Origin of the sequence: Lederbergia galactosidilytica (genome assembly GCF_017873565.1) — a bacterium.
GTDB classification, from domain to species: Bacteria; Bacillota; Bacilli; order Bacillales; family Bacillaceae_C; genus Lederbergia; species Lederbergia galactosidilytica.
The window spans coordinates 109,200-127,561 of record NZ_JAGGKH010000016.1 but is presented as its reverse complement, the minus strand read 5'-3'; the positions used below and the strand labels follow the sequence as shown (position 1 = coordinate 127,561).

19 protein-coding genes, 1 pseudogene and 1 riboswitch are annotated in these 18,362 nt (G+C 37.2%); of the genes and pseudogenes, 19 read left to right on the top strand and 1 reads right to left on the bottom strand.

Features of this window, described 5'->3' with window-relative positions:
* Positions 1 to 140: 140 nt before the first annotated feature.
* A riboswitch (TPP riboswitch) is annotated at positions 141 to 248 on the bottom strand.
* 403 nt (positions 249 to 651) lie between these two features.
* The 14 genes and pseudogenes from J2Z23_RS16490 (at position 652) to sstT (ending at position 9,990) form a co-directional block, all read left to right on the top strand.
* Complete coding sequence (locus J2Z23_RS16490) at positions 652 to 906, top strand: hypothetical protein (RefSeq protein ID WP_209974596.1); 255 nt, start codon at positions 652 to 654, stop codon at positions 904 to 906.
* A 311-nt stretch (positions 907 to 1,217) separates the two neighbouring features.
* A complete protein-coding gene (locus tag J2Z23_RS16485; protein WP_209974594.1) occupies positions 1,218 to 1,439 on the top strand; it encodes a hypothetical protein in 222 nt (73 codons plus the stop codon).
* A gap of 649 nt (positions 1,440 to 2,088) precedes the next feature.
* Positions 2,089 to 2,382: pseudogene (locus tag J2Z23_RS16480) on the top strand (GNAT family N-acetyltransferase); the annotation flags it as partial.
* A gap of 171 nt (positions 2,383 to 2,553) precedes the next feature.
* On the top strand, positions 2,554 to 2,952 hold the full coding sequence (tnpA, locus tag J2Z23_RS16475) for an IS200/IS605 family transposase (protein WP_057984949.1): 399 nt from the start codon (positions 2,554 to 2,556) through the stop codon (positions 2,950 to 2,952).
* A 6-nt stretch (positions 2,953 to 2,958) separates the two neighbouring features.
* Positions 2,959 to 4,035 (top strand): RNA-guided endonuclease TnpB family protein, encoded by a 1,077-nt coding sequence (locus J2Z23_RS16470; protein WP_057984951.1) that lies wholly within the window; start codon positions 2,959 to 2,961, stop codon positions 4,033 to 4,035.
* A gap of 245 nt (positions 4,036 to 4,280) precedes the next feature.
* The gene (locus J2Z23_RS16465; RefSeq protein ID WP_057984953.1) at positions 4,281 to 4,496 is read left to right on the top strand and encodes a hypothetical protein; all 216 of its coding nucleotides are present in this window, start codon (positions 4,281 to 4,283) and stop codon (positions 4,494 to 4,496) included.
* A gap of 107 nt (positions 4,497 to 4,603) precedes the next feature.
* Positions 4,604 to 5,227 carry a hypothetical protein gene (locus J2Z23_RS16460; protein ID WP_057995854.1) on the top strand — a complete coding sequence of 208 codons (624 nt, stop codon included), beginning with the start codon at positions 4,604 to 4,606 and terminating at the stop codon, positions 5,225 to 5,227.
* Positions 5,224 to 5,295, top strand: a complete 72-nt coding sequence (locus J2Z23_RS22825; protein ID WP_420798641.1) for a hypothetical protein — start codon at positions 5,224 to 5,226, stop codon at positions 5,293 to 5,295. Before J2Z23_RS16460 ends, J2Z23_RS22825 begins: the two co-directional genes overlap by 4 nt.
* 190 nt (positions 5,296 to 5,485) lie before the next feature.
* Positions 5,486 to 6,736, top strand: a complete 1,251-nt coding sequence (locus J2Z23_RS16455) for a YeeE/YedE family protein (RefSeq protein ID WP_209974592.1) — start codon at positions 5,486 to 5,488, stop codon at positions 6,734 to 6,736.
* Between the two features lie 72 nt (positions 6,737 to 6,808).
* Positions 6,809 to 6,949 carry a hypothetical protein gene (locus J2Z23_RS16450; RefSeq protein WP_209974590.1) on the top strand — a complete coding sequence of 47 codons (141 nt, stop codon included), beginning with the start codon at positions 6,809 to 6,811 and terminating at the stop codon, positions 6,947 to 6,949.
* A gap of 51 nt (positions 6,950 to 7,000) precedes the next feature.
* Positions 7,001 to 7,486, top strand: a complete 486-nt coding sequence (locus J2Z23_RS16445; protein ID WP_057984969.1) for a coiled-coil domain-containing protein — start codon at positions 7,001 to 7,003, stop codon at positions 7,484 to 7,486.
* A gap of 169 nt (positions 7,487 to 7,655) precedes the next feature.
* On the top strand, positions 7,656 to 8,078 hold the full coding sequence (locus J2Z23_RS22380) for a hypothetical protein (RefSeq protein ID WP_238482810.1): 423 nt from the start codon (positions 7,656 to 7,658) through the stop codon (positions 8,076 to 8,078).
* Between the two features lie 150 nt (positions 8,079 to 8,228).
* Positions 8,229 to 8,384 carry a DUF6429 family protein gene (locus J2Z23_RS16435; RefSeq protein ID WP_205634420.1) on the top strand — a complete coding sequence of 52 codons (156 nt, stop codon included), beginning with the start codon at positions 8,229 to 8,231 and terminating at the stop codon, positions 8,382 to 8,384.
* Positions 8,385 to 8,760: 376 nt separating this feature from the next.
* Positions 8,761 to 9,990, top strand: coding sequence for a serine/threonine transporter SstT (gene sstT / locus J2Z23_RS16430; RefSeq protein ID WP_209974588.1), 1,230 nt, complete (start codon positions 8,761 to 8,763; stop codon positions 9,988 to 9,990).
* A gap of 84 nt (positions 9,991 to 10,074) precedes the next feature.
* Here the strand turns inward: sstT and J2Z23_RS16425 are convergent, their stop codons facing one another.
* On the bottom strand, positions 10,075 to 10,890 hold the full coding sequence (locus J2Z23_RS16425; RefSeq protein WP_057984973.1) for a ZIP family metal transporter: 816 nt from the start codon (positions 10,888 to 10,890) through the stop codon (positions 10,075 to 10,077).
* 326 nt (positions 10,891 to 11,216) lie between these two features.
* Between J2Z23_RS16425 and J2Z23_RS16420 the strand changes: the two genes are divergently transcribed.
* From J2Z23_RS16420 to J2Z23_RS16400, 5 genes are all read left to right on the top strand, one after another.
* Positions 11,217 to 13,265, top strand: a complete 2,049-nt coding sequence (locus J2Z23_RS16420) for a catalase (RefSeq protein ID WP_064468157.1) — start codon at positions 11,217 to 11,219, stop codon at positions 13,263 to 13,265.
* A gap of 377 nt (positions 13,266 to 13,642) precedes the next feature.
* Positions 13,643 to 15,226 (top strand): PTS sugar transporter, encoded by a 1,584-nt coding sequence (locus tag J2Z23_RS16415; RefSeq protein WP_209974586.1) that lies wholly within the window; start codon positions 13,643 to 13,645, stop codon positions 15,224 to 15,226.
* A gap of 487 nt (positions 15,227 to 15,713) precedes the next feature.
* Positions 15,714 to 16,760 (top strand): flavin-containing monooxygenase, encoded by a 1,047-nt coding sequence (locus tag J2Z23_RS16410; protein WP_209974584.1) that lies wholly within the window; start codon positions 15,714 to 15,716, stop codon positions 16,758 to 16,760.
* A gap of 246 nt (positions 16,761 to 17,006) precedes the next feature.
* Complete coding sequence (locus tag J2Z23_RS16405; RefSeq protein ID WP_209974582.1) at positions 17,007 to 17,309, top strand: DUF3219 family protein; 303 nt, start codon at positions 17,007 to 17,009, stop codon at positions 17,307 to 17,309.
* Entirely contained in the window at positions 17,309 to 18,301 is a 993-nt protein-coding gene (locus J2Z23_RS16400; RefSeq protein ID WP_057984984.1) for an LLM class flavin-dependent oxidoreductase, read from the top strand. The genes J2Z23_RS16405 and J2Z23_RS16400 overlap by 1 nt, the downstream gene beginning before the upstream one ends.
* Positions 18,302 to 18,362 lie beyond the last annotated feature (61 nt).

Genomic DNA, 18,362 nt, shown 5'->3' with positions numbered 1-18,362 from the left:
GTGGACACCCTTGCCTTAAGCTAACGGTTCCTACTGCCAAGCCTGTAGTGGACTTTCACCACCAAGTTATAGCCCATGCCGGGCGCACTAAAAAAGCAGAATCACTAAAATAAGTGAAATCTGCTTGTTACCCATAATTAAAAAAGCTTCATTCACTTCCCTACGTTGGTACTGGCCAAATCAGGTTCAAAGGGTTAAAGAATAAAATTTCTTCTCTCAGCTTCTATGAAGCACCCCTAGTGGTGATATTTAATTTGTATTTACATTATACTGAGAAAATTATCATAGTTCAAGAAAATAGAAAATAGTTATTATTAGGTAAACTTTAATTATAGAATAATATAGATAGGGGAAATTTAAATTTTTTGATTAATAAATCTACACAACTAGTAAAATTAATGTAAACTAGTCTTATGAAATAGTAGTATTTGAGAATTAAAGAAGGTAAATAAAATGAAGATAGAACAATAAAATATTTCGTAAATTAAAAAGGGAAATTTGGTATGTTGAATGTTGGGAATACAAATAAGTTAATATGTTGTAATAATTAAAAAAGGAGTATATTAATGAATACCTTAACTTTTAATGAACTCCAATCCGAGAAGGAAATCCTTGAAGCATTTCCGATTATGAATCAATTACGTACTCATCTTGATAAAAGCAACTGCAATAGAGTTTGACGAATATAGTGACTTTTTAACCCAATTAAAGAGTTTTACATTAGAAAGATATCCTCAACCATTTAAGGTATTAGACGATGAAATAGCAAAAGTTTGGTATAAACATTTTGAGCTTTCTGAGGTGTACTGTGAAGTATTGATTGAATTTTTAATGGAGGAAAGTGGCTTTTGTTTAGATATTCTAAGAAGAAAAAGTTCAATTATAAGGCATTTTCACGGCAGGTAAACTTTTATAAGAGAGCTGTGGAGAAGTAAATTTAAAGTATCGGATGATTATAAGATTCTTATCAGTTTGCTTAGAAACAAACAGTACCCGAAGACCGATTAGAAGAGGCTTACGAGCATGTATTTAATACTATAGATTCTGATATTTTTGGTACAGAGTATAAATGGAATGGGAAGTTCAATGATATCTCTGAAATAGACAAGCTAACTCTAATCCAGCAAGGTTTTTTTAAATTGTTTTATGAGAAGGTCTTTGTCGGTGAGACTATTGCACATAACTTTAACTGAGGAAATCGCAACAAAGAAATTGTTATGTATTACATATCCCAAATAGATTTAGATGATAAAATCGTTAACGCATTAAACAATGCGTTAGATAGTACTTATCCCCCTTTCAAATTAAGAGATGAGCTAGAGGATCTTTACACTTTAAAACCCCATCTTCTAGAAAAGCATCTAGAAATAAGTCAAGCAAATGCTTGGAGAGTACCTGATATGCTGAAATATTTATCTGAGCAGCTGAGTAAGGATTAAATATGTTTATTGACATGTTCCCACGAACGTACAATTAAGTCGATATGTTCCCGCATACGAGCCTTTTGCTAAAAATCACAAAAACATCAATTCTATCAACTCGTCCCATGTGGAGTGTGTGGCAAAGCTGGAACTGAGATCTGTCTAACTAAAATAAACATCACCGAAACAAAATAAACATGTGCTAATCCGCCCCTGATTTCGTTAAAATAATCATTTGCGAACTCGGGGTCTTTTCATGCCCAATCCCTTGTCCTTCTTATCCTTCCTCGGTTTTCTCTTCTATCCATTACTCCAAAAACTTTACTCCAACTTCCCAAAAAAGGTGAAAAAACAGCCGGAAAAGGCCCGGAAAATGGTCATCTTTGATCCGAAAATCCTTCAAAATGGGGGTTCCGCAGCATAACTATTTTTTACTCGAACAGTGGAATGCGGGTTTGAGGGGGGAATTGATGTTTTTTTAACGGTACAAGATCGCCCAAACAAAAATAAACCTTCCGATTCCATTAATGATATGATAAAAGGTATCCTTTGTTAAAATTGTGTAAGCCATTCGCGAATGAAAGTTGACTTTTTGCGGATACTAGGACATATATTTTAAATTTCTATTCAAGGTTTATTATAATAAGAAATTTTAAGGAGAACTTTCATGAGTTGGTACAATAAATTAAACGAATACTTTCCGGCAGAGGAAATGAAGTCAAAAAAGCATATGGATAAATTATTAAGTGAAAAGGGGGATATTTATCGTAAGGATGAGGGTCCATATCATGTGATGATGTACGCGGAGTTCGATCCATTTATTTTTATTGATTATATATGGGTATCCTCGAAATCAAGAGGGCAGGGAATTAGGCATACATTAATTGAAAAAATGAAAGAGAAAAGTAAGCCCAATCTATTAGAGGTAGAACCGATTGATTACAGAGTCTCCGAACGGGAAAGCCCCCCACGGTGCGACAGCACCCCTTTAGGGGTGGGATGAGAGTGAGGTCAGATACGGAGTACCACTAAAAAACGTAAGGTTTTGCGGGGCTTCAAGTATCTGAAAATTTCACTCTATATTTATTGTATTTCTGTTGTAGTTTATACGGAAAACTAATACAATGGGTTTATGAACGAATACAGAAGAACAAAGACAACCGTATCATCAATCCATTATCATTTCGTTTTCTGTCCCAGGTACAGAAGGAAAATTTTCCTTCGTACTGATGTAGAAGAACGATTCAAACAATTAGTCCAAGAAATTTGTGAAGAATTAAAAATTGTGATTGTTGCTTTGGAATGTGACAACGACCATACCCATATGTTTCTGAATGCACTGCCAACATTTAGTCCTGCTGATATTATGGCAAAAATTAAAGGAGTGACTTCTAAAAAGTTAAGAGAGGAATTTTCTCATCTTCAACACTTGCCAAGCCTTTGGACACGTTCCTATTTTGTATCTACCGCAGGAAATGTATCGAGCGAAACCATTAAACGTTATGTTGAGCAACAAAAAACAAGGGGGTGAATCCGTGTGTCGCAAACCATAACGGTTCAAGTCAAGTTGCTTCCAACAAAAGAACAGGCTTCTATTTTGTCAGAAATGAGTCAATCGTACATTTCTACAATCAACACCCTCGTTTCAGAAATGGTTGCTGAAAAGAAAAGTACAAAGAAATCAAGCAAGAATATTTCTGCCGCCCTGCCAAGTGCCGTTAAAAATCAAGCGATTAAAGACGCTAAAAGTGTGTTTAAAAAAGCGAAGAAAAATAAATACAAGGTGATTCCTGTTTTGAAGAAACCAGTGTGTATTTGGAATAACCAAAACTATTCGTTTGATTTAACACACATTTTAATGCCAATTATGGTCAATGGCAAAGCAACTAAAACTCCTATTCGTGCTTTGTTAGTTGATAAAGATAACCGTAATTTCGATTTGCTAAAACACAAATTAGGTACACTACGTGTCACAAAGAAAACGAATAAATGGATTGCCCAAATTTCTGTCACTATACCTCCCATTCAAGGAACAGATTTAAAAGTCATGGGTATAGACTTAGGCTTAAAAGTACCTGCTGTGGCTGTGACAGATGATGAAAAGGTACGCTTCTTTGGTAATGGCAGACAAAATAAATACGTGAAGCGAAAATTCCGTTCTGAACGCAAAACATTAGGCAAAAGGAAAAAGTTAAATGCTATCCGCAATTCAAAAGATAAGGAACAACGCTGGATGAAAGACCAAGACCATAAGGTTAGTCGTGCCATCATTGATTTTGCAAAAGAAAATAAGATTTCTGTCATTCGCTTAGAAAAATTAGCGAACATTAGACAGACGGCAAGCACAAGCCGTAAAAACGAAAAGAATCTGCACAATTGGTCATTCTACCGCCTAGCAAAATTCATTGAATACAAAGCGAATCTAGAGGGAATGAAAGTTGAATATGTGAATCCTGCATACACAAGTCAAACATGTCCTAAATGTTTTGAAAAAAATAAGGCACAAGACCGCAAATATAAGTGTAAATGTGGATTCGAAAAACATCGCGATTTAGTCGGTGCTATGAATATTCGATACGCACCTGTGATTGATGGTAATAGTCATTCAGCCTAAGATGCTAGATGCACTGTCTTAGGAGGGGTAATGAGATACCCTCATCTTGAAGGCTGTTCAAAACAGAAATGGACTGCGAACGTTTAGTCATTCAAGAATCCCACCCGTTAAACCGCAAGGTCTAGGGCTTGCGTCTTTAGACGTGGGAGTCTCAAGATGATTCTGATACGGAAAAAAGATTACGCTTTTATAATCGTGAGGGATTTATTCATGCCCGATCAATTGGCTATCAGGCCCGTTCATTAGTGACGGGTGAACCGTTCGCTTTAGAAATTTTATATTGGTCACCAAATAAAAACGAGACAGAGGAAGATATCTTTAAACAAGTTCAAATGATGTATGAAACCATTCATTCTTACAAAGCAAAAGAAATTTACGGTAAGCCTGAACAAAAGGTGGAAGAAGTGCTAACATTTGATGAACAACGTAGTGTTGATCTAATGGAAGAAAAAGAAAGTTAATCGAAAATCTTTCAAAAAATCGGTTAAACGCCGATTTTTTTGATGCGATCATAACGATTGATTATTGCGGATGAAATGAGCCACTTATGCGGATTTTAGACCAGTAAGTGCAGATAAAAGAGCCACCATTATTTTATGAAATAGAAGATACAGCTAAAGACAATCAATATATGATGGATGATAATGAGGGTCTTTCTGTGGAGAATGAATATGAAATCATGGGTTATAAAACGTTCCCCAGGTACTCTCCCCCGGATCTTACATCAGACCTAAATAATAAAGAAAAGAACGTATATCAAGGAAAGATCAGTTTACAGCCACTAAAAAAGGATGAAGGGACCATTAAACTTAAAATCACAACGCTTCAGAGATTGATTCGTGATACCTCTGACCAAAATAATGTTACGACGGCTTACGAGGGAGAATGGAACTTCGAGATTCCTGTAACAAAACAGCCCTCTATTGAATATGAATTGGATCAAGAAACAGAAGTTGAGGGGCTACCGATTCGATTTAATAAACTAACGATTGCCCCAACGGAGACGATTCTGGATGTTGCTATCCATGACAAACGGGTAAAGAAGCGAATAGAATTTCTGAATCTTGATCATATAACAATCAATAATAAAATATTGGAAGCGGATCCATATGGCGGTTATCTTTCATATGATAATGGGCTTCCTGGCACGCTAATTTTGTCAGTATCAATAGAAGAAAAGCAATCGTTTTGATGAATAACGAAACAAGATATCCAGTCGTTATATATATAGGCCAAGTAGCAAAGTTTTTTCGAAAATAAAAGAATTAATTATGGAAAACAAGTTTGCAGATAGAAATGGGAAAGCGATTTTAATGAAATGTAAAGAAGTAGACAATCGCGTATAGAATACGTACTTTTAGTTTTTGCCATTTACAATCCTCCGAAAATGTATTACAATATTTCTACTTATTAAAGTTGAGTAAATTTATAGGGATAAGAGGGGATTGGAATGGCACAAGTTGCGAAAACCTTACATGTACGAAATTTGAAGCAACCAACCACGATCGTGACGAAGCTTAATCCTATTCAAAAGCCGTTTGTATGGATTGGTACGATCGCGGCTGCTATATTATTTGTCATGATCTTGGTTACTTCGGGTTCCATTCAGGCGATTTTATATTTGTTGGGCATTGCTTTAGGTGTTACTTTGCTACATGCACGCTTTGGATTTACATCTGCATTCAGGCGGTTGGTATCGGTTGGGAATGTGCAAGGCATACAAGCCCATATGATTATGCTAGCTGTTGCGACAACACTATTTGCCATTATATTGGGGACTGGATTCAGTTTTACAGGAACAACGCCAACAGCATCTGTTTCTCCAGTGGGTGTCAGTATTCTTGTTGGTTCATTTGTTTTTGGTATTGGCATGCAAATGGGAAATGGCTGTGCGTCCGGTACACTATATAATTTAGGGGGCGGTAAATCCTCGATGATTTTAACCCTAATTGCATTTATTGCTGGCTCAGTCATAGGTGCTTATCATCTTGGATTTTGGTTGGATCTGCCATCACTTCCACCCATTTCTTTAGCAGAATCAACAGGTTTCGGTTATTTTGGTGGATGGATTGTGCAGCTGCTTATTTTCTTTGGCATTTATGGTGTGACTGTAAAAATTGCTAAAAAGAAAAAACCGCCACAAATGAAGCCCCTCGCTACAACAAGTGGTTTCAAGAAAATATGGAGAGGAGCATGGCCATTAGTAACAGCTGGTGTTGTGCTTGCTGTCCTCAATGCACTGGTACTGTCAGTGAGAGGTACACCTTGGGGCGTTACATCGGCTTTTGTACTTTGGGGATCTAAATTTCTACAATTTTTTGGAGTGGATGTAGCAAGCTGGTCTTATTGGCAAGGGAATACACAAGCATTACAACAAACCGTGTTGGCAGACTCTACAAGTGTGTTGAATTTTGGTATTATCCTTGGTGCATTTATTGCTGCTGCGTTTCAAGGTAATTTCAAACCGGGAAAAATCAAACCAGGCGTAGCTGCTTCATCGATTATTGGTGGGCTGCTAATGGGGTATGGTGCTAGACTTGCATTTGGCTGTAATATTGGTGCCTACTTTAGTGGAATTGCTTCATTCAGTTTACATGGATGGGTCTGGATGGTCATGGCACTTGCTGGCTCTTTCTTTGGCTTATATTGCAGGAAAGTCTTCGGACTGAGTAATCCGAGTAAGAATGATTCGTTTTGTTGATTACATGGAGTTCCGAAATACTTCTTTTTAAATCATACGACAGTGCTGTGATTAGTGCACTGTCGTATTTTTATGAAATTCTATATTGATCGTTTGATGGGAGCAACAGAAATTCTGAATCAAATTAATGGGGGAAATCCACTGGATGAAGATTCCCTTTATTTTCAATTTAGCTTAATGACAGAAAAACAAACTTACCGACAATTGGGTTGAATTTTGTAGTATAATGGGTTTGTACTTCTATAAAAAAGGAGGTAAAGGAAAATGTCCGAAAAAATATTAAATCAAATCCTTGTAGAAATAAAAGAGATAAAAACTGATGTCTCGACCCTCAAGGAAGATGTCTCGACTCTCAAGGAAGATGTCTCAGTCCTCAAGGAAGACGTCTCAACCCTCAAAACTGATGTTTCAAACCTCAAGGAAGACGTCTCAACCCTCAAAACTGATGTTTCAAACCTCAAGGAAGACGTCTCAACCCTCAAAACTGATGTTTCAAACCTCAAAGATGATGTCTCCACACTGAAAGCTGAACAACAAAAAACAACCGCACATATGGCTAAAATGGATGAGCGCCTATCTAATCTAGAATTAAAACAAGATTCCATTTACAAACAAACAGGAAAATTAACAGAATATCATGCAGATACAATATCTCATTTTGAAAAACTTGCAACAAAAGAAGATCTGGAATATTTTGATAAAAAAACTTCAGAACACGAAAGAGAAATTTTTAAAATTAAAAATGCGTAATGAAATTGAAATGAAATAGGTTACCACATCGATTTGAAAAAACGAACTTAATGATCTCTGGTGGTAATAGCTAGATTTAAAGAAGTTTCTTGAAACAGATTAAATCTAGCTTTTCCATTTCGTGAGCTCAAGTACGATGGATAAGAGATGAAAGGTGCAAATGATAAAAATGAAGAAAAAGAAAAAGAAGAGAAAACCACTGCAAGGACTGTCCAAGGAAGAGCGTTTGGAAAAAGCAAAGGTATGGATTGAGCAATTTGAGGGAGATAATATTATAAAGGCTTATTCTAAAATCACTGGTTTTAATTTAAAAAATGCAATGAACGAACTAAGGCGACTGGGCGCACCCCTAGATTCTGAAGAAATAGCTAGAGTGAAACAAACCATTCAAAACCGCAAATTACATAATCAACGAAAACGAGAAAAGAAAAAAAGAGAACGAGAAGAACAGGAATTGCTTGCCTATCTAGATTCAGACGAAACTTTTGCTTACATTGCCGGATATACGAGTGGCGGAGCGCCTTATGGAGTCACACATGAACAGATGCAAGAACTGGAAGAATGGAATGAAAACAATCCCGCAGATGAATAAAAAAAGTTTTCAGTCAAAGAGTTTCGATTTATAGTCATAGCCAGCCATCAGACTAACGAGAGGTGACGGGAAATGGAAGAGGAAATTAAGGAGCTTTCTTTATTACTATTATATTTAACATCATGAAAAGAGGAGGAACTTCCCGACGAAATGAGAAGAAGCTGGAAGGGGTATCCTTTTGAGATTTTAAATAAATTTTTAGATGAAGATTTGATTCGAGGAAGTAGACGGTCAAAATCGGTTTATTTAACGAAAACAGGTATACATGAGGCTGAACTGTTAATGAAAAAGTATTTTGGAAAATAAGGTGTAAGCAAGGTTGTTTTTGTGAGAATAAATCTCACTTTATGATCAGGGCGGATTGTTAAAACGACCTAACCATTGAATGATTGCAATAAGGAAGCACTGCTAGTTTCTCGTATAACCATGGTAAGCATTCGATGTCAAATGGCACGAGTGCTTTTTTTGTATCGCCGGCATAGAATATAACTTAGTAGTGAGAGTTCCCTATAGATTGGCAGTAGAATGGTTAACCGTCCAACTTGAGGCCGTCATTTAATTTTCAATAATGGTATTGTAATATATTAATAGAGAACGTATAATTGTCTTTATTAGAAAAACAATTGTATGCATACAATGGAATAAGAAGTTGATAGAAACTGTTTTTATGGGGGAATAATTTATGGCTAGTTTACTAAGTAAATGGAATCGATTGGGCTTAGTAAAACAAATTATTATTGGTTTGATTAGCGGTGTTGTTTTAGCGTTGACCATTCCGGACGGAGCAAAGCCGATCATTATTTTTGGTTCGTTATTTGTAGGTGCCTTAAAGGCGATAGCACCTGTGTTAGTGCTCATATTGGTGATGTCAGCGATCGCCCAACATAAAGATGGCAAAAAAACGAATATGAAATCAATTATCTTCCTTTACTTGATAGGAACTTTTTTAGCTGGATTATTCGCTGTTATTGTCAGCTTTATTTTTCCTGTAAATATGACTCTTGTAAATGAGGCTGAAGGAGTTACCCCTCCTAGTGGTGTGGTTGAGGTTTTAAAAACAGTATTGTTAAATGTTGTTGATAATCCCATTAATGCTATTTCTAATGCTAACTATATTGGCATATTGGCTTGGGCAGTTGTTCTGGGTTTGGCATTAAGAAAGGCTGCAGATTCAACTAAAAACATAATTTCCAATTTCTCTGATGCGATTACAAAAGTGGTTACATGGGTAATTAAATTTGCTCCGTTAGGTATTATGGGTCTTGTGCTTGAGTCCATTACGACAAGTGGATTAGATGCGCTAGTTGGTTATGGTAAAATACTTCTTGTTTTAATTGGCTGTATGCTTATGGTTGCATTGATCATCAATCCAATCATTGTCTATTTCTTAATTAGACAAAATCCTTACCCACTTGTTTTTAAATGTTTAAAAGAAAGTGGAATTACAGCATTTTTTACACGAAGCTCGGCAGCAAATATTCCCGTAAATATGAAATTATGTGATAATCTTGGCTTAAATAAAGACAGTTATTCCGTTTCAATTCCATTAGGAGCAACAATCAATATGGCTGGAGCAGCTGTGACCATTTCTGTCTTGACTCTTGCGGCTGTTCATACACTTGATATTCAAGTCGATTTTCCAACTGCAGTTATCTTAAGTGTCGTGGCGGCGATTTCTGCTTGCGGAGCCTCAGGGGTTGCAGGTGGCTCATTATTACTAATTCCTCTAGCTTGTAGCTTGTTTGGCATCTCAAATGATATCGCTATGCAGGTCGTTGGAGTTGGCTTTATTATCGGTGTTTTACAAGACTCCTTCGAAACAGCGCTCAATTCATCAACAGATGTTCTTTTTACAGCCGCTGCAGAATATAAAGAGTGGCGAAAAGAAGGGAAAACGATTGAAATAAAATGAGAATCAGAAATAAAAAAACGGTAATGAAAACTGCCCCCAAATTGAACTACTCAACATTGGGGGCGGTTTTTTCTAACACTTTAATTAGCCTAAAGCTACGTCGAGAATCATCATTATAGTGAAACCGATCATTAAACTCATAGAGGCTAAATCTTTATTTCCTTTTTCTTGCGAACTTGGGATAACTTCTTCGGCCACAACAAAGATCATCGCACCAGCGGCAAAACTTAAAGCATAAGGTAAGAGCGGTTCAATAAAGCTAACAGCCAATGCCCCGATCATCGCAGCAATTGGTTCAACCATCCCTGAAAATTGTCCATAAAAGAAGCTTTGCTTGCGCGACAGTCCATCTGCTCTTAAAGGCATGGAAACTGCAGCACCTTCAGGGAAGTTTTGAATTCCGATCCCGATTGCTAATGTCACTGCACCTGCTAAGGTGGCCTCTGTGCTTCCATTGGCGAGTGCACCAAAAGCAATTCCAACCGCTAATCCTTCTGGAATATTATGTAATGTGATAGCGAGCACTAACAATGTGCTTCTTTTTCGTTGATTTGGAGAATAGCCTTCAGCCTGCCCGATCGGTGCATTGGGATGAAGATGAGGTAAAACTTTATCAATCCCCCATAGAAAAATCCCACCTAATAAAAAACCTGCAGCCGCTGGAAACCAACTTCCTAACGCATGGTTATCTGACATTTCAATCGCTGGTGCTAGGAGAGACCAGAAACTGGCTGCAATCATGACGCCTCCAGCAAATCCTAGCATACTATCCATTAGTCGTTGATTTAAGGATTTTGTAGCAAAAACAAGACTTGCTCCTAATGCTGTCATTCCCCAAGTAAATAAAGTAGCTATTAAGGCTTGGGTTACAGGATCAAATTTTTGAAAAAACTCTATCATAATGGAAAAACTCCTCGTGAAAGTAATAATTAAAAAGGTTAGGATTAAGTGAAGCTATAATTTATCATGCCTTAACAGCTGGCATATCCTCACCGCCTCCAAAGTATTAGGATAATAAGCTAATAAAAGTTTTATTATAATGAAAAATTATTAAATTTAATTCTCTTCATTATAATAATTAATCTTTATTAGGACAATAAAAATAGCATTAGCCTCTATTCTGACCAACTTAAACTTATCTAGTACCTATAACCTTCTTCGAATTAATTGATCTGAATATACCTACGTGTACATACATATTATGAAAGAAAGGAGGCTTTAGAACATTGAATAATGAACGAAAAATAAATGAAAACAGTAAAAATGAGCAATTAGAAGCATTTCGAGTAGAAGATAAAGGGAAGAAATTAACGACAAATCAAGGCATGAAGGTGAGCGAGGATGAATTTTCTTTAAAAGCTGGTGAGCGTGGCCCAACTTTAATGGAAGATTTCCATTTTCGTGAAAAAATGACGCATTTTGATCATGAGAGAATACCAGAACGAGTAGTTCATGCTCGTGGATTTGCTGCCTACGGGGAGTTTCAAGTTTATGAGAGTATGAGAAAATACACGAAGGCAAAATTTTTACAGAATCCAGGTGTGAAAACGCCTGTTTTTGTGCGCTTTTCTACTGTGGTTGGTTCTCGTGGCTCTGCCGAAACTGTGCGGGATGTAAGAGGATTTGCAACGAAGTTTTATACAGAAGAGGGAGTCTATGATCTAGTAGCCAATAATATGCCAGTATTTTTTATCCAAGATGGCATTAAATTTCCAGATATAGTACATGCAATAAAACCTGAACCAGATAATGAGATGCCTCAGGCATCGTCTGCACATGATACGTATTGGGATTTTGTAGCCAACAATCAAGAAGCAGCGCATATGACGATGTGGTTAATGTCAGATCGAGCCATACCTCGAAGTTTTCGGATGATGGAAGGATTCGGTGTGAATACCTTTCGTTTTGTGAATGAAGATGGAAAGGCTTATTTTGTGAAATTTCATTGGAAACCGAAATTAGGGGTTCATTCACTCGTTTGGGATGAGGCACAAAAAATCTCAGGAGAAGATCCAGACTATCATCGCCGAGATTTATGGGAGAATATTGAAAAGGGGCATTTTCCAGAGTTCGAGCTAGGCGTTCAGATTCTAGATGAAGAAGATGAATTCAAATTTACTTTCGATATTTTGGATGCGACTAAGCTTTGGCCAGAGGAAGAAATTCCTGTAAAAATCATTGGGAAAATGATATTAAATCGGAATGTGGATAATGTATTTGCGGAAACAGAGCAAGTGGCTTTTCATCCCGGTCATGTTGTGCCAGGAATTGATTTTACTAATGATCCTTTATTACAGGGACGTTTATTTTCCTATACAGATACACAGCTTATCCGTCTTGGCGGGCCAAACTTTCATGAAATCCCAATTAATCGTTCCGTGTGTCCATTTCATAATAACCAACGAGATGGCTATCATCGTCAAACAATTAATGTTGGCAAGGTAAGCTATCATAAAAGTTCATTAGCAGGCAATACACCTGCCCCGGCGAGTGCAGAAGAAGGTGGGTATGTTCATTATCAGGAAAAAGTGGAAGGGCGTAAAGTACGGGAGAGAAGCGAAAGTTTCAGAGATCACTTTTCACAGGCATCACTATTTTGGAATAGCATGAGCAAGCCTGAAAAGAAACATATTATTGATGCCTATCGCTTTGAACTTGGGAAGGTGAAAAGCCAATCGGTAAGGCAGCAAATAGTTGATATGTTTGCGAACGTAAATTTGGACTTAGCTTTAGCAATTGCTGAATACATTGGGACAAAGCCACCTAAAAGTGGAGGAACCAACATAACGAAGTCCTCTCCAGCTCTTAGTCAATTAAATACGAAATATAGTGCAGAAACAAGAAAACTTGCAGTCATTTTAACAGATGGCTTTAACGGCAAAGAAGTGCAATTTGTCTTGGAAGGATTAAAAGCCAGTGGGGTACAGCCTGAAATTATTAGTGAAACCCTAGGAACAGTAAGAGGGACAGATGGCATTACTTTTAAAGCTGACCATACGTTCTTAACAACTGATTCCGTTGTTTTTGATGCAGTTTATATGGTTAGAGGGAGTAGTAAAAGCGTTGAATTTAACAAAGAAGCAGGTCAATTTGTGTATGAGGCATACTCCCATTATAAACCGATTGGTGCCACACATGATGGAAAGAGGTGGCTGGAGACAGATGAAATGGGGCAGAGTGTCGGGGTAATATTATCAGATGATATGAAAAGATTTATTGAGGAGTTCGGAGAGGCGATTGCGGTCCATCGCTTTTGGAATCGTACGGTTGTTTAACGCGTGGAAAGGTTAAAAGAAGGAACTTTTAGAAAATGGCAACAGATATTTGTATATAAAAATACGAAAAAACTTTTTGCGATCCTCTTCACAATTTGCCTGTGCTTCCTTTCCTTTCAATTTACTAGACAAGGAAAGGATTTTTTGTCTCCTTTTTGTGAAATATTCAGTAGAAGGAGCGATTGCCCAAGTCTCCTATGACAAAGATTAGACTATATAAAGTTCTATGAGAAAAGTCAAAATTGATATTTTCTCCTTTAAATTTTTACTATTCAGGTTTATACTGTAGCTATACTTTATCGCTTTATTACTTTATCTTGCTAATAAAGTAAAGTATAAATCTCTAACTGGATTCATTTTTACAGAGGAGGAGCAATGTGAAAAATATAGCTATTTTAGGCAGCAGTGGTGGGAATTTATATAATTTAGGTGGAAAGGATCCGGAAAAACTTTTATCGGAAATTTTTACACAGTGTGACTCAGCTGGTATCCATATAAAGGCAGTCCAATTTATTGGGGCTGAAGTTTCGATGGATATAGCGAAGAAACACACTAAAGCTGGCTTATATATTCTTAAAGAAAAAAAGCCAGCTAGAGTATATACAGGTACCCTGCCAGAAGTAAATGAGGAAGCGAAGTTAATAGATTCCGAGATCGCTCAAGACATTCGTAATGGAAAGATTGATGGTTTGATTACGATGAGTATTGATCCAGCAGGAAGTAATAAGGAAGCTATTTTAGCCGCTGCTGAAAAAAGAATCCCTGTTGTTGGGACGGGCGGTACGTCAATGGCCATCACAGCCTCAAAAGGAGCCAATGTAATTTCAACATCTGGTACAACGGGAACAACAAATCGCACAAGGGCTGTATCTTTTGTTTCATCTTTAAGTAAATTTTGGGGCGTTAAGTATCAACCAGTTATTGGTGGTCCTTCTGAGACAAAGGGAGAAAACCCCTTGAAAAAAATTAATATTAGAGGGATTATGATGGCTGCATTGCCTGCCTTTATCGCTCTAGCCTTAATTCTAGCATTAAGTAAGATTCCAGGATTATCAGGTCTCGGAGATATTTTTGATCTTTTATTGCAAGCCTTGCCTGTTGTAATTGCCGCGATTGCCGCAAAGCAAGTTTCTGACTTAGATGAAGTTTCCATTGTTGCCGGAATTATTGCTGGGGTATTATCGATTGATGGGGGCATTATTGGAGGTATGATTGGGGGCATTGGCGCAGGTTTACTCGTTCAATTTTTATTCCTGAAATGTGTCCAATGGCGCTTTCCGATGACAACCGTGAATATCGTTGCGGGAGGTTTCTCTGGTATTATTGCTGGCTTGCTTGTATTCTACCTAATTGGACCACTCGCTTTAGTGTTGGGAGATTACATAAAACTGGTTATTGAACAGGCCGTTACATTCAGTCCTATTCTGGCTGGCGCAGTTGCGGGGTTATTAATTTGGCCGGCGATTCTTGGTGGGATCTATCATGCAGCGATTCTACCAATTGTCTTACTTGAAATGGAAAAGAGCGGAAATAGCTTCCTGGGTGCTGTTGATATGGTTTCATTAGTTATCGTGGCAGCAGGAATTAACCTGGCAAACATTATCGCACCACGTGATAAAGGCGAAGCGGCTATAGCCACCCCAGGCTTTATGATCAATCTAGGTTTCGGCACTTTTGTAGAATCCGCCTATCCTTTTATGTTTTCCAATAAACTTGTTTTTGGGGGAGCACTTTTTTCAGCTGGAATTGGTGGAACTTTAGTTGGGATCTTTAATGTAAGAGGAACGGCTTACTTACCTTCTTTTGTCGCACCATTTGCCTCAGATAATATCATTGGTTTTATTATTGCTATGATAGTCGCCTTTACATGTTCTTTTCTTATTACCATATTTGCGAATAAAGTGGTGAAGAAAAAGAAACAGGAGATTATCGAAAATAGTGATAGTGTTGGAGTAAAGTGATACGGGTTTATTTACTATTTTAAGCGAAAAATATAAGTTGTTTCGATAAGGACAACTAGAGAAATACCTACAAACAACCGGAAGAGTCCGAATTTTTATATTTCATCGTATAACTAAAATAATAGAAAAATTAAATCAGTTTCATCAGATTAATTGAACAGGTGCGAAACATAAATCTCTATTATTTCCCAGGAGATTCGCACCTTTTTTGCTGTTTTGTTTATCATTTTTTCTCTTCTCCAGACTGGTAAGTATGAGCAATTTTTAGAGTAAAAAACTTATAGATTCTTATTTACCTAAAACATCGTTGTAATTGCCCAGATGTAGGCTCTGAAAATGTGAATAAGGCTGTTTGAACTTATATCTTATATTGCTTTATTTATAAATGAGACAGTACCCTAATTACCAGCACTTGAAAATATATTGTAATCATTTATACTCGTAATATGAATTAGTGGTCATATATACATATAAGGAGGAGAGTAGAATGAACTTTGATGTGGTAGTTGTAGGTGGGGGCCAGGCTGGTTTAAGTATGGGATATTATTTAAAAAAGGAAAATATTCCTTTTATCATTTTGGATGATTGTTTACAGATAGGTGATTTTTGGCGAAAGCGGTATGACTCATTAATTTTATTCACCCCGAGAAGTTATTGTTCGTTATCTGGTTATCCAATGAACGGACCTTCTGCAGGTTACCCAACAAAGGATGAGTTGGCAGATTATCTATTTACATATGCCACACACTTTGAATTGCCAATTAAGCATGATACAAAGGTTTTTGAAGTAAATAAAAAAGAACATAAGTTTGAACTGCTTACTAGTCAAGGAACAATGGAAGCGAAACAAGTCGTGATTGCAGCAGGGGCATTACAAGACCCTTTTATCCCAGATGTTATAAAGGGAAGAAATGAAAATATTGAACAAATGCACTCTACCCAATATTTTTCACCAGGTCAAACAGCTAAAGGGTCTGTCCTTATAGTAGGTGGTGGGAATTCCGGAGCACAAATCGCTACTGAATTATCCAGGGATAGAGAAGTTACAATTGCAATCAGTCATCCATTACATTTTTTGCCGTTACGACTCTTGGGTATAAGTATTTTTCAATGGTTAGAATGGGCGAGATTATTATATGCAGGCATAGATACGAAGCAAGGAAGCTGGTTTAAAAAGCGGGCCGATCCTATTTTCGGCTATGAGCTCAAAAAACTAATTTCCAAGAATATTGTAAGAATTAAGCAGAAGGTCTTGCAAGTCAAAAACAATAAAGTGCATTTTCAAGGTGGAAGTAAACAATATTTTAATACAATTATTTGGGCGACCGGTTTTAAATCAGATTATCATTGGGTCAAAGTGGAGGATCGTTTGACTCCAGAAGGCAAATTAAATCACCAAAGGGGTGTTACCCCAATTCAGGGATTATACTTTCTCGGGTTGCCTTGGCAATACCAGCGAGGTTCGGCATTGCTTTGTGGAGTTGGCAGAGATGCAGAGTACCTACTATCCTTTATTCGGGATGCTTATTACTAGCAAGAGACGAGCCACTTTCCGTATGATTTACCTAACAAGTTTGAAGGACACTAGCTAGTATTGAAAATATCTGTTTGGCCAGCCATCATAGCTTACAACCTAGATGCGAAAAAGTAACAAAATCATATAAAGTTTGTTAGACTTTTTCATATGCACAATAAGTTTTTGTATTAGCATTATGAATGGGCACACTTAAATTAACCATTAAATATTCTTTTATCTTCATTTATGAAAGGGGCGAATGTTTTGGTTTCGAATATTCTTTTAAATCAAACTGTCATTCCTGTGGATCATTATAAGGAAAATGAGCAGGATGGTTTGTTGAACATTATAGTTGATTTTAAAGTTACGAGCGAAAATTATCATGATATTGCTACATTGTTATATGCAGGTATTTTTGATGTGGAAGTACCTGAAAAAGGCATTGCATTTAGGGGAGCGATTCAGTCGTACTATACTTCGGTTACCAATCTTTATAAAGAAGGTGAAGTTGGCGACTATCATATCAGCTTACTAGAGGTTAAAAATGAAGAAATGAGGCTGTCTTGATGAGGATAAGCATATTAGACCAGTCACCGATCTCGTCCAATCAATCTGCACAGGATGCATTGTATGAATCAATGAATTTAGCTCAGGCAGGAGAAAAGTTTGGTTACACACGCTATTGGATTGCTGAACACCATGATCTTCCTGGTCTTGCCTGTCCTGCTCCAGAAATAATGTTAGGTTTTATTGGAGCCCATACGAGCAAAATTCGGATTGGTTCTGGTGCTACTTTATTACCTCATTATAAACCTTATAAAGTTGCAGAAACATTTAACTTACTAGCCACCTTATTTCCAAATCGTATTGATATTGGGATAGGACGTGCTCCGGGTGGATCAGCTGAGGCTACGAATGCATTATCTGATAACTTTTTGCAACAGGTTTATAAAATGCCAGATCTGCTTGATGATTTGCTTCATTTTCTCCATCATGATTTTCCTGAAAATCATGAGTTTGAGAAGGTGACAGCTTCACCCGTACCACCTGTACCACCGGAGACATGGCTACTTGGAACAAGCCGAAAGAGTGCTGCGCTTGCTGCAAAAAATGGCTTGGCCTACGCATTTGGTCAATTTATGAGTGAAGAAAATGGCGCGGAGATCATTCAACAGTACATGGATGCATTTGAATCTAAAAAGACTGGCCAATTGCCACAAGCTCTTTTAACTGTTTCAACGGTTTGTGCTGAAACAAGCGAAAAAGCAGAAGAAGTAGCCTTGAGTTGGCTGATTTGGCAATTGCAGGCAGAAAAGGGAAAACGCCAATTGGTACCATCAATTGAGGAGGCGAAAAAATACGAACTTACGGATCAAGAGAAAGAAAAACTGCATATCTTGAAGCAAAATATGATTATTGGAAATCCACAAGAGGTTGGTGCCGCCCTTCATCGTTTACGAACAAAATACGAAACAGAGGAATTGATGATACTCACTATTACTCACTCACCCCAAGAGCGGATAAATTCCTATCGTTTAATAGCCGAAGAAGTTCTTTGAATTAGTTTTTAGCTTAGGAAGGAAGAGGGAAATTTTTCACCTCACTTAAAAACAATAAACA